This is a genomic window from Achromobacter sp. UBA4530, assembly GCF_002388205.1.
Lineage (GTDB): Bacteria > Pseudomonadota > Gammaproteobacteria > Burkholderiales > Burkholderiaceae_B > Achromobacter > Achromobacter animicus.
Genome location: NZ_DGMA01000016.1, coordinates 42,963 through 55,825 on the forward strand (window position 1 = coordinate 42,963; position 12,863 = coordinate 55,825).

10 protein-coding genes are annotated in these 12,863 nt (G+C 64.9%); 3 read left to right on the plus strand and 7 right to left on the minus strand.

The genetic code is table 11. From position 1 onward, the window contains the following. Positions 1-376 precede the first annotated feature (376 nt). Complete coding sequence (gene bfr, locus B2W22_RS13950) at positions 377-853, plus strand: bacterioferritin (protein ID WP_056327755.1); 477 nt, start codon at positions 377-379, stop codon at positions 851-853. A gap of 101 nt (positions 854-954) precedes the next feature. Here the strand turns inward: bfr and B2W22_RS13955 are convergent, their stop codons facing one another. The 4 genes from B2W22_RS13955 to B2W22_RS13970 form a co-directional block, all read right to left on the minus strand. Then, a complete protein-coding gene (locus B2W22_RS13955; protein ID WP_056565702.1) occupies positions 955-1,629 on the minus strand; it encodes a hypothetical protein in 675 nt (224 codons plus the stop codon). Positions 1,630-1,666: 37 nt separating this feature from the next. Beyond that, entirely contained in the window at positions 1,667-3,274 is a 1,608-nt protein-coding gene (locus tag B2W22_RS13960) for a peptide chain release factor 3 (protein WP_056565700.1), read from the minus strand. 110 nt (positions 3,275-3,384) lie between these two features. Then, on the minus strand, positions 3,385-4,014 hold the full coding sequence (locus tag B2W22_RS13965; RefSeq protein WP_175123938.1) for a LysE family translocator: 630 nt from the start codon (positions 4,012-4,014) through the stop codon (positions 3,385-3,387). Positions 4,015-4,059: 45 nt separating this feature from the next. Then, positions 4,060-5,598, minus strand: coding sequence for a DEAD/DEAH box helicase (locus B2W22_RS13970; protein ID WP_175123937.1), 1,539 nt, complete (start codon positions 5,596-5,598; stop codon positions 4,060-4,062). Positions 5,599-5,902: 304 nt separating this feature from the next. Here B2W22_RS13970 and B2W22_RS13975 point away from each other — a divergent pair, with 304 nt between their 5' ends. Together B2W22_RS13975 and B2W22_RS13980 are read left to right on the plus strand one after the other, a co-directional pair. After that, positions 5,903-7,375, plus strand: coding sequence for a YdgA family protein (locus B2W22_RS13975; protein ID WP_286938193.1), 1,473 nt, complete (start codon positions 5,903-5,905; stop codon positions 7,373-7,375). A gap of 133 nt (positions 7,376-7,508) precedes the next feature. After that, positions 7,509-8,960 (plus strand): YdgA family protein, encoded by a 1,452-nt coding sequence (locus tag B2W22_RS13980; protein ID WP_286938194.1) that lies wholly within the window; start codon positions 7,509-7,511, stop codon positions 8,958-8,960. A 3-nt stretch (positions 8,961-8,963) separates the two neighbouring features. Here the strand turns inward: B2W22_RS13980 and B2W22_RS13985 are convergent, their stop codons facing one another. Genes B2W22_RS13985 through B2W22_RS13995 form a run of 3 tightly spaced genes read right to left on the minus strand, consistent with a single transcriptional unit; the run spans position 8,964 to position 12,861 of the window. After that, entirely contained in the window at positions 8,964-10,172 is a 1,209-nt protein-coding gene (locus tag B2W22_RS13985; protein ID WP_286938196.1) for a metal-dependent hydrolase family protein, read from the minus strand. A gap of 27 nt (positions 10,173-10,199) precedes the next feature. Further along, complete coding sequence (locus B2W22_RS13990; RefSeq protein WP_286938198.1) at positions 10,200-11,927, minus strand: dipeptide ABC transporter ATP-binding protein; 1,728 nt, start codon at positions 11,925-11,927, stop codon at positions 10,200-10,202. A 7-nt stretch (positions 11,928-11,934) separates the two neighbouring features. Then, a complete protein-coding gene (locus B2W22_RS13995; protein WP_286938200.1) occupies positions 11,935-12,861 on the minus strand; it encodes an ABC transporter permease in 927 nt (308 codons plus the stop codon). Positions 12,862-12,863: the final 2 nt, after the last annotated feature.

The following is a 12,863-nucleotide window of genomic DNA, read 5'->3' on the forward strand; positions in this document are numbered from 1 at the left end:
ATTGAGGACGGTCAACGCGGCCTGATCCGGTTGCTGATATGCAACGAGCCGGGGTGACGCGTTGGCAGCGCAGAATGACGCGGCGCAGGGGCCGCCGCGCAACATATATGGGGACAATCGCGAAGCCATTCCAGCGCGTCCCGAGTCTGCAGCCCGCGCCGTTGCGTCGCCACGCATGCAAGGCCTCAGACACACATACTCATTCTCATTAGCTTGTCGCTTTCTTGTTGCGCTCCTAAAGCCGTTTACCAAATGCAGAGCAAGGCTAGGCGCGGCCCTGCGGCCAATGGTAGTCTGCATGGGTTGCGTACGCGCGGCATCGTGCGCTCCTTTGTCGCGATGCGCTCGCGTCGCGCCTGACTGCAAGGAGTCCATCATGAAAGGCGACAAAACCGTCATCCAGTTTCTCAACAAGCAACTGACCAACGAACTGACGGCCATCAACCAATATTTCCTGCATGCCCGCATGCTGAACCATTGGGGCTTCGACAAGCTGGGCAAGCACGAGTACGAAGAATCCATCGGCGAAATGAAGCATGCCGATCGTCTGATCGCCCGCATCTTCATGCTGGACGGCCTGCCCAATCTGCAAGACCTGCACAAGCTGCTGATCGGCGAAGACGTGCCGGAACTGCTGGCCTGTGATCTGAAGCTGGAAACGGCCGCTCAGGCGACCGTCAAGGAAGCCATTGCGTATTGCGAATCGGTGCGGGACTACGTGTCGCGCGATCTGTTCCAGGACATCCTGGACGACACCGAAGAGCACATCGACTATCTGGAAACCCAGATCGACCTGATCGACAAGGTCGGCATCCAGAACTACCTGCAAAGCCAGATGTCCGTGCCTGAATAAGGCTGCTGGCTGCAAAAGAAATGGCGCCCCGCGGGGCGCCATTTTTCTTGTCTTGCCCCTGCACGTGCAGGTGGCGAGGTGACGTCTTTATTGCAGACGTCTTACTGCGGACGGGCCGGGCATTCGGCCATCGTGCCCCAGGCGCGGTTCGGCGCGCAGTACTTGTTGCGCGCGTTCCAGGAACACGAGGGGCGTTCGAAGAAGCCTTGCGTGGCGCATTGGGCCAGTTCGCGCCGCAGCGCATCCTGCCAGCCTTGCGCGCCGGCTGCCGGCGCCGTGTTGGGCGGCGGCGGGGGCGCCTGCACCATCTGCGGCGTGCCGTAGCTGCCGCCAGCGGCTACGCCACCGTTGATGGCGGTGGAGGTGCCGGGCACCAGCAGGTCCATCGTGCTGACGTCGGAATTGCCCGACGGCAGGGGCACCTGAGACGAGGCGGCGATTTCGCGCGCCTGTTCGGGGCTGATGCGTTCACGCGAGATCTGGACGGCGGGATCGCTGACAGTGTCGAACAGCGACACCGTGTTGACCTGCCATTCGCGATCGGACGGTTTGTCAGGCACGCCCAACGTGCCGTCGATGCGTGGCTGCGGCGGCTGTGCCACATACGGACGGCCATTGGCGTCCAGCACGGGCTGCTGGGACGCGGCTGCGTCCTGCCCAGGAGCGGGCGCGGCCGCCGGCGCATGCGCCACCAGCCAGTCACCCAGTTGAATTCCGCCCCAAGCCGACGCGCCGAGCGCGATAAGGAGCGTTGCGAATAAAAAACGCCAAGACATTGCTACCCTCAATCTGCCGTGCGGAACCCGAACGGGTCTACGCCTTGTCTCCGAAAACCTTGCCGCCGTGCTCCCGCATGGCGTGGAATTTCACATCGGGATACAGTTCCTCGGCGACGCGCAACTGCGCGGGAGAACCGATCAAAAACGCCGCAGCATCGACCACATCATAGGCGATATGGGCGGCATTGGCATCCATGAACTTGCGCAGCGCCTTGGGGTTTTCAGACGTAATCCAACGTGCCATTGTGTAGCGCGAAGGCAGCATCCGGGCATCCACGCCGTACTCCGTCTTCAGGCGGTGCGCGACCACTTCGAACTGCAGTTGGCCGACCGCGCCCAGCAGCAGCGAGCCGCCGGCGACTTCAGGACGGAACACCTGAATGGCCCCTTCCTCGCCCAATTGGGTGAGGCCCGTGCGCAATTGCTTCGTGCGCAGCGGGTCTTTCACTTCGACCGCCTGGAACAGTTCCGGCGCGAAGAACGGCAGGCCCGTGAACTGCAGCGTCTCGCCTTCGGTCAGCACGTCGCCCAGTTGCAGCACGCCGTGGTTCGGAATGCCGATGACGTCGCCCGCATAGGCTTCGTCCAGCAGTTCGCGGCGTTGCGACAGGAAGGACACCACGTTGTTGGGGCGCATTTCCTTGTTGGTGCGCGCGACCTTCAGGCGCATGCCACGCTCGAAGCGGCCGGAGCTCACGCGCACGAAGGCGACGCGGTCGCGGTGGGCGGGGTCCATGTTGGCCTGCACCTTGAACACGACGCCGGTGAACTTGGGTTCTTCGGGCTTCACTTCGCGTTGCAGCGCCATGCGCGCGCCCGGGGGCGGCGCCTGATCGACCAGGGCGTCCAGCACTTCCTGCACGCCGAAGTTGTTGATGGCCGAACCAAAGAACACGGGCGTCTGCTTGCCGGCCAGGAACTGGTCGCGGTCGAAGGCGGGCGCCGCTTCGTTGATGAGCTCGATCTCGCCGCTGGCCTGGTCGAACGCCCCGCCGAAGCGCTTGGCGATCTCGGGGTTGGTCAGCCCTTCGATGAAGTCGTCGTTGTCGGAACGGCGCTCCTGGCCGGGGCGGAAGACGCGCATGCGGTCGCGGCGGATGTCGAACACGCCGCCGAACGACTTGCCCATGCCCACCGGCCACGAGAACGGCACGGCGTCCATGCCCAGGTGGCCTTCGATTTCGGACAGCAGTTCCAGCGGCTCGCGCACTTCGCGGTCCATCTTGTTGATGAACGTGATGATCGGCGTGTTGCGCGCGCGGCAGACCTGCAGGAGGCGGATGGTCTGCGGCTCGACGCCGTTGGCCGCGTCGATCACCATCAGCGCGGCGTCCACCGCCGTCAGCACGCGATACGTGTCTTCGGAGAAGTCCTGGTGGCCCGGGGTGTCGAGCAGGTTGATGACGCAGTCGCGGTACTCCATCTGCATCACCGAGGACGCCACGGAAATGCCGCGCTGCTTTTCGATTTCCATCCAGTCGGACGAGGCGTGGCGCGACGCCTTGCGCGCCTTGACGCTGCCGGCGATCTGAATGGCGCCTGCGAACAGCAGCAGTTTTTCCGTCAGCGTGGTCTTGCCCGCGTCAGGGTGGGAAATGATGGCGAACGTACGGCGCCGTGCGACTTCGTTGGAAATGCTCATGATCGGAGGATTCTACTTAACGCCGCTTTTCAGGCCGGTGCGGTCCGGTGTCATGCACGAAAACATGTGGGGCACGCGCCGTTGCCGGCCCGTGCCCCACGCTTTTAATTTCAGTTGTGGCGGCGGAAGGTTGCCAGGAACACGCCTGCCAGGATGAAGAGCGATCCGAAGGTGCGGTTCATCCAGCGGATGTGCTTGGCGTCGCGCAAGAGGCGCAATACGCGCGCCGCCAGCAGCGTGTACACGCCCATCGCCACCAGGTCGGTGAACGCCAGCGTGGCCGCCAAGGCCGCGTACTGCGGCGTCAGCGACAGCGCCGGATCCACGAACTGCGGCACCACGGCCAGCAGGAACACGGTGCCCTTGGGGTTCATGGTGTTGATCAGGAACCCGCGCAGGACCAGGTCACGAATGGACGCCTGACGCGGATCGCCGGCATCCACCGCGACCGGCGCGGCATCCGTGCGGATCTGGCGCACGCCCAGGTAGATCAGGTAGGCGACGCCCAGGTACTTGACCACGTTGAACGCCATTTCCGACGTCGCCAGCACGGCGCCCAACCCCACGGCGACCACGACGAACTGGAACAAGATGCCCAGGATCAGGCCTGCCGTGTTCCAGTAGCCGCGCGCAAAGCCGTATTTCAGGCCGGACGACATGGCCGAGATGGCGCCGGCGCCCGGTGAGAACGAAATGGCCCAGGAGGCCAGGAAGAACGTCAACCAGGTGGATAAGGGCATGATGTTGCGGGTCCGTGTATCGCAGTGTCGGGGTTGCGGGAGATATTACTTGCTCAGCAACGCGGCTCGCGGCGCGCCGCTGGGGCGCCCTTGGCCGGCGCGTCCTTCGGCCGGGCGGCCGGAACCAGCATTGCCGGCCGGGCGCGACGACCCTTCGGGACGGCGATTCTGTTGCGGACGGCCCTCGTTGCGGCCGGCGTGAGCCGGACGGTCGGCGGGCTTGCCATCGCGCGATCCGCCGTTGCCACGGCCTTCGCCGGCACGGGCCGGTGCGGGGGCACGGCCACCGGCCGCTGCGCGCGGCTGGCCTTGGGCGGGGCGCGAGGAGCGGCCCGATCCGCCGTTGCCGCCGCGGCCACCATTACGGGGACCGCCGCGCATGCTGCGCGAGTCTTCGTCGCGTTCCTGGCGTTCGAAGGCGGCTGCGCTGGTGGCGGGCGGCGTCCAGCCTTCCACGGGCTTGCGTTCGATCGTCTTCTTGATGAGGCGCTCGATGTCCTTGAGCAGCTTGATCTCGCTGTTGTCGACCAGCGAGACCGCGGCGCCCGTGGCGCCCGCGCGGCCCGTGCGGCCGATGCGGTGCACGTAGTCTTCCGGCACGTTGGGCAGCTCGAAGTTCACGACCTGCGGCAACTGGTCGATGTCCAGGCCTCGGGCGGCGATGTCGGTGGCGACCAGCACGGTCACGCTGCTGTCCTTGAAGCCGGCCAGCGCGCGCGTGCGGGCCGATTGGCTCTTGTTGCCGTGGATGGCGGCGGCGGTCAGGCCGTCCTTCACGAGCTTTTCGGCCAGGCGGTTGGCGCCGTGCTTGGTGCGCGTGAAGACCAGCACCTGGTGCCAGCCGCTTTCACGGATGATGTGGCTGATCAGGTCGCGCTTGTGGTGTTGCTCGACGATGTGCACCGTCTGCGTGACCAGCTCGGTGGCGGTGTTGCGCGGGGTGACCGAGACTTCGCCCGGATTGTTCAGCACGCCGCGCGCCAGGGTGCGGATCTCGTCGGAGAACGTGGCCGAGAACAGCAGGTTCTGACGTTGCTTGGGCAGCAGCGCGAGAATCTTGCGGATGTCGCGGATGAAGCCCATGTCCAGCATGCGGTCGGCTTCGTCCAGCACCAGGATTTCGACGCCCGACAGGTCGACCGTCTTCTGGCCGCAATGGTCCAGCAGGCGGCCGGGGGTGGCGACCAGGATGTCCAGCGGCTTGCGCAGCGCGGAGATCTGGGGGTTAATGTTGACGCCGCCGAACATCACCATGGACGACAGCGAGGTGTACTTGCCATAGGTTTGCACCGATTCGGCGACCTGCGCGGTCAGTTCACGCGTCGGGGTCAGGATCAGGCAACGCGGGCGGCCGGGCTTGCGGGCCTCGGGCTTTTTCTGCGACAGCAGGTGCAGGATCGGCAGCGTGAAACCGGCGGTCTTGCCGGTGCCGGTCTGGGCGGCTGCAAGCAGGTCGCCGCCTTTCAGCACTTGGGGAATGGCCTGGGCTTGAATGGGCGTGGGCGCGGTGTAGCCGGTGTCGGCAATGGCGCGCAACAGCGAATCAGCCAGCCCGAGGTCGGCGAAAGGGGAAGTGGTAGTCAAAACAGCTCCAGCGGCAGCCTGTCGCTCTATTTGAGAGACTCCAATCCAGGCGGTCGAATAAGGAGAAAAGGGGAAGCGCCCATCAGGGCGAAGCTTGGCGGCGAAGGGCCGAGCGGACGTGCGCAGATTGGCTTGGCGCACGGAACGGATTGTAGCTGATGTGGCGGCGCAGCAAGCGCACAAAAGGTAGCTATAGAATCATTCAGCAATATTTTGAATTAAATTAGAACAAAATAAGTGTTTTCCCTAGTCGGCCCTCCCTATAATCCGTCGGCTTTCATCTATTCAAAATAAAAGGGATGCAATGAAGAAATCGGCATTGGTTGGCATCGTCGTCGCGCTGGGCGCGGTCTGGACCGGCACGGCTTGGTACACGGGCCAAAAGGCCGAAGCATTCGTCAAGCAGGCCATCGAGGACTCGAACGTCGAGCTCAAGAAGGTCGCCGACAAATGGGGCATCAATGCCGTCGCCGAGCTGGTCTCGTTCGACCGCGGCGTCTTCACCTCGACGTCCCGCTACCGCATCAAGTTCACCACGCCCGCCGCCGAAGGCAAGCCCGCGCAAGAGCGCGACGTGGTCTTCATCGAGCACCTAAGCCACGGCCCCCTGCCGTTCTCCAACCTGAAGTCGGGCAAGTTCATGCCGGCCATGGTGGCCAGCGACTTCGCGCTGGAAGAAAGCGAGACGGTCAAAGAGTGGTTCGCCGCCGCCAAGGGCGCGGTGCCGCTGTCGGGCCACTACAGCGTCAGCTACGGCAAGGACATCACCGGCACGTTCAACATGGCCCCGGTCGAAGTCGCCAAGGACACCACCAAGCTCGTGTTCTCGGGCATGAAGGGCGACTTCGATTACGCCACTTCCACCAAGCGCGGCATCTTCGACGTGGCCGTCGACAGCCTGGAGCTGTCGGGCCCGTCCGACACCAGCGACATCACCGCCATGGCGGTCAAGGGCATCACCCTGACCAGCGACCTGAAGCCGGCCGCCAACGAAATGTACGTGGGCAGCCAGAAGGTGACGCTCAAGGACTGGACGATCACGTCGCGCGAAAAGCCGCCCGTCCAGCTCAAGGACACGTCGATCGCCGTGGACATGACCGAGAACGGTGCGGCCATGGGCGCCAAGATGGCCGTCGACTTCGGCATGATCAACGTGCAGGCCAAGGACATGGCCGGCCTGAAGCTGGTCATCGACGCGCAGAACATGGACTCCAAGGCGCTGAAGTCGCTGAACGACATCTATGAGGCCGCCTCGCGCCGCATGCTGCAAAGCAAGGGCGAAGAGCAGACGCCGCAATTCACGGACGAAGAAAAGGCCTTGATCCAGGCCAACGTCGAGCAACTGCTGGCCGGCAACCCCACGCTGGCCGTCGCGCCGCTGGAAGTGCGCACCGCTAACGGTACGTCGACGTTCAACCTGGACATGGCGCTGGTCAAGCCGGCCGAGCTGGAAGGCGACGCGTCCGACATGGCGGTGAAGGCCCTGAAGAAGCTGGATGCCAAGCTCGTGCTGTCCAAGGGCAACCTGGCGGACCTGATGGCCATCGAACCGCAAATGCGCGGTGTGGCGGCCGAGCAGGCCGCGCAGACCGCCAAGGGCCAGGTTGAAATGGTCGGCACCATGGCCACGGCAATGGGTCTGGGCAAGATCGAAAACAACAACATCGTCTCGTACCTGAACTACGCCGACGGCCAGGTCGACTTCAACGGCAAGAAGATGCCGCTGCAGCAGTTCCTGATGATGGCGATGGGTGGCGTGCTGGGCGGCATGCGCTAAGCTGCCGCAACACGATTGGCACGCCGCGATCTTCTCGGCGTCGCCTGCGACGGGCTGTCCTTGCGACAGCCCGTTTTTCTTTATGATCGCCCCTTGCGGCAATCTCGGCGTATCTCAAACGGACAGAGGCATCATGAACAAGCGGATCGTGGCGGGTGGCGTGGTGGTGGCGGTGGTGGCCGCGGCGTGGGTCGGCACCGCGTGGTACACCGGCAAGCAGATCGAAGCCCGGCTGGCGCAGGATGTGCAGGCGTTGAATGCAGAGGCGCAGCGCCTGAGCGCAAAGCTGGGTGTGCCCGTGACGCTCGAACTGCAATCGTTCGAACGCGGCGTGTTTTCTTCCGATGCGCGGTTCGGGGTGAAGGTCAACGTGCCGTCCGGACGCAAGCCGGCCGAAAAGACATTCGCGTTCACGAGCAAGATCGAGCACGGTCCGTTTCCCGCCTCTCGGCTTTCGTCAGGCGACATCGCGCCCGTGATGGCGGCGGGCCGGCTGCTCATGACCGAGACGCCCGACGCAGCCGCCTGGTTCGCGGCGGCGGGAGGATCGGCGCCGGTGACGGCAAACTTCCTGATCGCGTATGACCGCGACTTTTCCGGCGATCTGGCGCTGGCGCCGGTGAAGTATGCCGACGCTCCGATCACGTTCGACTTCTCGGGCTTGCAGATGCAGGTCAAACATGCCGGCGACGGCACGCACGACACGGTGTCACTCGCCGTCAACAAGGCTTCGCTGACCGAAGTGATCAGGGGCAATCCCAACACGCTGACCCTGGATGATCTGGCGGTGTCGCATGAATTGTCCGGCACCGCGGCGTCCTCCACGAGCAGCTCGACGCTGACGGTCAAGCAATGGGCGTCCGATATGGACAAGCTGCCGCTGGGCCTGAAGGACATTGCGCTGACGCTGGGTTCCGAAGGGACCCCCGAACGCATGACGGGCAAGATGGCGCTCGATGTCGGCAGCATCAGCGTGCGCGGCCTGCACGTGGCCAAGCTGCGGATGGCGGCGAGCGGCAAGGACTTGGACGTGGCGGCGCTCAAGGCATTTCAGGACGCCACCACAAGCACGCCGTTGAACGCGAAAAAGGCCGATCCGCTTTCGGGCGACGGGATGCTTGCCGCGTCGCAAATGTTGAAGTTTCTTCTGGCCCGTCCCAGCTTCACGCTGTCGACGCTGCAGGTCGATACGGCGCGTGGCACGTCGTCGCTCAGCCTGGATATCGGCCTGGACTCGCCGTCATTCTGGAAAAGCGACCCTATCGCCGTCGCCAAGGAGGTCGTGCGGAACCTGAGCGTGCGACTGAAGCTGTCGCCGGAAAACCTGGCCGATGTGATCGCGGCGCGGGCGGAACTGAAGGGCGCCACGCGCGAGGCGGCCCGGTCGGCAGCCGAGCGGGAAGCCGCAGGGCTGCGCGGCCTGGTCGCCGCAACGACCTGGGCCCGTATCGAGGACGGCGTGATCCAGTTCGAGGCGGACTACCGCGATGGTCAAGTCGACATCAACGGCAAGCGCATGCCCATCGAAATGTTCCTGGGCCAGATGTTCATGCGCAATTCGCCGGGCGCCGCGCCGGCGCCCTGAGGGTCAGAACGGCAAGGCCCCCGCCGCAAGTTCGCCGTTGCGCAGCACGGCGACGTGAAAGCGCTTGTCGGCGGCCTTCATGATGTCTTCAGCCGGGTCACCCTGCACCAGCAGCAGGTCGGCCACCTTGCCCTCTGCAATCACGCCGTGATCGGTCATGCCCATCAGGTCATGGCCGCGTGACGTGCCGGCGATCAGCGCGTCCACCGGCGTCATGCCGAACTCCACCATGTACGCCAGTTCCATGGCGTTCTCGCCATGCAGGTTGAACGGCGTGCCCGCGTCAGTGCCCAGCGCGATACGGCCGCCGGCCTTGTAGTACATCTGGAACGACTCGCGATGGCGCTGCTCCACCGCGCGGGCCTTTTCCACCGCGTAGGCGGGTATGCCGTTGTCGGCGTTTGCGATGATGTTGCGCACGGCGGCGATGGTCGGCACCAGATACGTCTCGGCCTCCAGCATCTCGCGCAGACAGTCGTCGTCCATGAAGATGCCGTGCTCGATCGAATCGATGCCCGCGCGCACCGCGTTCAGGATGCCTTGCGTGCCTTGCGCGTGGCTGGCGGTGCTTTTTCGAAAGCGCTTGGCCTCGTGCACGCCCGCCTTCATTTCGTCAAAGCTGTAGTGCGCATCCATGGGACTGACGCCCGGGGTCATGACGCCGCCCGTGGCCATGATCTTGACCAGGTCGCAGCCGGCGTGGACCTGTTCGCGCACAGCCTTGACCACTTCCTCGCAACCGTCGGCCACGCGGCCGATTCGGTTGCCGTGGCCGCCCGTCATGCAGATGATGCGGCCCGAGGCCTTGATGGTGGGGCCGGGAAACACGCCGCGCGCGATGGCATCGCGCACGCCGAATTCCAGATAGTCCTTGCCGCCGCAGTCGCGCAGCGCCGTGACGCCGCCGCGCAGGCTGGCCTGCGCGTTCTCCAGCGCGGTCAGCGTGATCTGTGCGGGGCCCTGCTTGCTCAATTGTGCATTGGGGTCCGCGCCGCCCGTGTACACCAGATGCACGTGGCAATCCGCCAGGCTGGGCATGAGCGTCATGCCGGTGGTGTCGACCCTTGCACCCGCGTAGCCCGAGAACTCGCCCGCAGGCGCCACGCGGGCCACGCGTGCGCCCTCCACCAGCACGCCGTGGTTGGTAAGTGTCTTGCCCTCCCCGTCGAAAACCTTGCCGCCGATGAAGAGGGCTTGCCGTGACTCGCTCATGTCAGTGGACTCCGTTGGCGCGCGGTCTCAACCCACCACGTCCAGCCCTTCGCGGGACATGGATTGCAGACGAGGCATCAAACCGAGCAGATGTTGGCTGTAGGGATGCTGCGGGTGTTCGAACAGGCTTTCGGTCTCAGCGACTTCCAGCAGTTCGCCGTGGCGCATCACGCCGACGCGATCGCACATCTGCCGGATTACCGGCAGGTCGTGGCTGATGAACAGCATGGTCAGGCCAAGCTCTTCCTGCAGGTCTTTCAGCAGGTTCAGGATCTGAGCCTGGATGGAGACGTCCAGCGCCGACGTTGGCTCGTCGCAGATCAGAAAGCGCGGCCGCGTGGCCAGCGCCCGCGCGATGCAGATGCGCTGCCGCTGACCGCCGGAGAACTCGTGCGGAAAGCGTTCCGCGGCGCGGTCTGCGAGGCCCACCACGTCCAGCAGGTCGGCCACGATGCGGCGCGTCTCGGCTTCGCTGGCGGCAAGCTTGTGAAAGCGGATCGGCTCGGCCACGATGTCCAGCACACGCATGCGCGGATTCAGCGACGAGAACGGGTCCTGGAAGATCATCTGGATCTGACGGCGGAACGGGTTCAGTTCCTTCTCGCCCTTGAGCGCCGTGAGGTCGGTGCCGCCGAACGTGACCGAGCCCTCGCTGGGCGTGTACAGCCCCGATATCAGTCGCGCCACGGTCGATTTGCCGGAGCCCGATTCGCCGACCAGGCCAAAGACCTCGCCTTCGCCGATGGACAGGTTCACGCGCTTGACCGCGTCCAGCGTGCGCTGGTTGCGCTTGAGGAACGCACTTTTGAGCACGAACCGCATGGACAGGTCGCGCGCTTGGACCAGCGGACCGTCCGTGCGCTTGCCGAAGTCGCGGCGCTGGCCCAGCCAGTGCGTGGCCAGGTCCAGCGGCTGCGCAGGCGTGCGCACGGATTCGATATAGGTCACCAGCGGAAAGCGCTTGAGCTTGATGTCCGGTCGCGGCACGGCCGAGATCAGGCTGCGCGTGTAGGCGTGGTCGGGGTCGCCCAGGATCTTGGCCGTGGGGCCTTGCTCGACCAGCTTGCCGCGATACAGCACCGCGACGCGGTCCGTCACATCCGCAATCACGCCCATGTCGTGCGTGATGATGATCATGCCCACCTGCTCTTCGCGGCACAGCTTTCTAAGCAGGTCCAGGATCTGCGCCTGGATCGACACGTCCAGCGCGGTGGTGGGTTCGTCGGCGATGATGACTTCAGGTTCGCAGCACAGCGCCAGCGCGATCACCACGCGCTGCCGCATGCCGCCGGAGAACTGGTGAGGGTATTGCTGGACGCGCAGTTCGGGCTGGTCGATGCCGACCTGCGCCAGCAGCTGCACGGCGCGTTTCTTGGCCGCGTCATGCGTCAGGTCCAGATGTACCAGCATCGTTTCGACAAGCTGGCTTTCGACGGTCTGCAGCGGGTCCAGCGAGGTCAGCGGATCCTGGAAGATCATGCCGATGCGCCGGCCGCGCACTTTGCGCTTTTGCGCGGGCGTGAGCGTGTCGATGCGTTCGCCGTTGAGTAGCACCGAGCCCCCGGCCAGCCGTCCGGGCGCTTCCAAGAGGCCGATGACAGCGTTGCCGATGGTGGATTTGCCCGCGCCCGATTCGCCCACCACGCCCAGGATCTCGCCTTTTTCGAGCGACAGGGAAACGCCGTCCACCGCCACCAGCGTGCCGCGGCGGCTGGGAAATTCGATGCGGATGTCTTCAATGTTCAGCAGGGCCATGACGTCCTCAGCGCAGCTTGGGGTTGAGCGCGTCGCGCAGCCAGTCGCCCAGCAGGTTGACCGACAGCACCAGCGCCACCAGCGCGATGCCGGGGAAGATGGAGATCCACCACATGCCCGAGAACAGATAGCTGTTGCCGATGCGGATCAGCGTGCCCAGCGACGGCGCGGTGGGCGGCACGCCCACGCCCAGGAACGACAGCGTGGCCTCGGTGATGATGGCGATCGCCAGGTGGATGGTGGCGATGACCAGCACCGGCCCCATGACGTTGGGCAGGATGTGGCGGCGCAGGATGGTGATCGGGCCGATGCCGATCAGCTTGGCCGCCTGCACGTATTCCTTGTTGCGTTCGACCAGCGTCGAGCCGCGCACCGTGCGCGCGTACTGCACCCAGCCGGAAATGCCGATGGCGAAGATCAGCACATAGAGCGCGAGCTGATCGTGCATGTCCCGCGGCAACAAACCGCGCGCGACGCCGTCGATCAGCAGCGCGACCAGGATCGCCGGAAACGAGAGCTGCACGTCGGCGATACGCATGATGAAGCTGTCGACGCGCCCGCCCGCATAGCCGCTGATGAGCCCGAGCGTCACGCCCAGCACCATCGAGAACAGCACCGAGGCAAAGCCAACCAGCAGCGACACGCGCGAGCCATACATGACGGCCGACAGGATGTCGCGGCCCTGGTCGTCCGTGCCCAAGAGGAAGTCGGGGCTGCCGCCCTCTTCCCAGGCCGGCGGCGTGTTGGCGTCCATGATGCTAAGGGACGCGAGATCGAACGGATTGTGGGGTGCGACCAGCGGCGCGAAAAGCGCGCCCAGGACGATGACCAGCGTGACGATCGCGGCGATGATGGCGCCGGGCGAGCGCTTGAAGCTGTGCCACAGGTCGCTGTCGGCGGCGCGTGTGAAGAAGGGAGCGATGCGAGCAATCATGC

Bases quoted from the DNA above. Each gene is read 5' to 3' on its own strand.
- bfr (WP_056327755.1), top strand. From the start codon at position 377: ATGAAAGGCGACAAAACCGTCATCCAGTTTCTCAACAAGCAACTGACC.
- B2W22_RS13955 (WP_056565702.1), bottom strand. From the start codon at position 1,629: ATGTCTTGGCGTTTTTTATTCGCAACGCTCCTTATCGCGCTCGGCGCG.
- B2W22_RS13960 (WP_056565700.1), bottom strand. From the start codon at position 3,274: ATGAGCATTTCCAACGAAGTCGCACGGCGCCGTACGTTCGCCATCATT.
- B2W22_RS13965 (WP_175123938.1), bottom strand. From the start codon at position 4,014: ATGCCCTTATCCACCTGGTTGACGTTCTTCCTGGCCTCCTGGGCCATT.
- B2W22_RS13975 (WP_286938193.1), top strand. From the start codon at position 5,903: ATGAAGAAATCGGCATTGGTTGGCATCGTCGTCGCGCTGGGCGCGGTC.
- B2W22_RS13980 (WP_286938194.1), top strand. From the start codon at position 7,509: ATGAACAAGCGGATCGTGGCGGGTGGCGTGGTGGTGGCGGTGGTGGCC.
- B2W22_RS13985 (WP_286938196.1), bottom strand. From the start codon at position 10,172: ATGAGCGAGTCACGGCAAGCCCTCTTCATCGGCGGCAAGGTTTTCGAC.
- B2W22_RS13990 (WP_286938198.1), bottom strand. From the start codon at position 11,927: ATGGCCCTGCTGAACATTGAAGACATCCGCATCGAATTTCCCAGCCGC.
- B2W22_RS13995 (WP_286938200.1), bottom strand. From the start codon at position 12,861: ATGATTGCTCGCATCGCTCCCTTCTTCACACGCGCCGCCGACAGCGAC.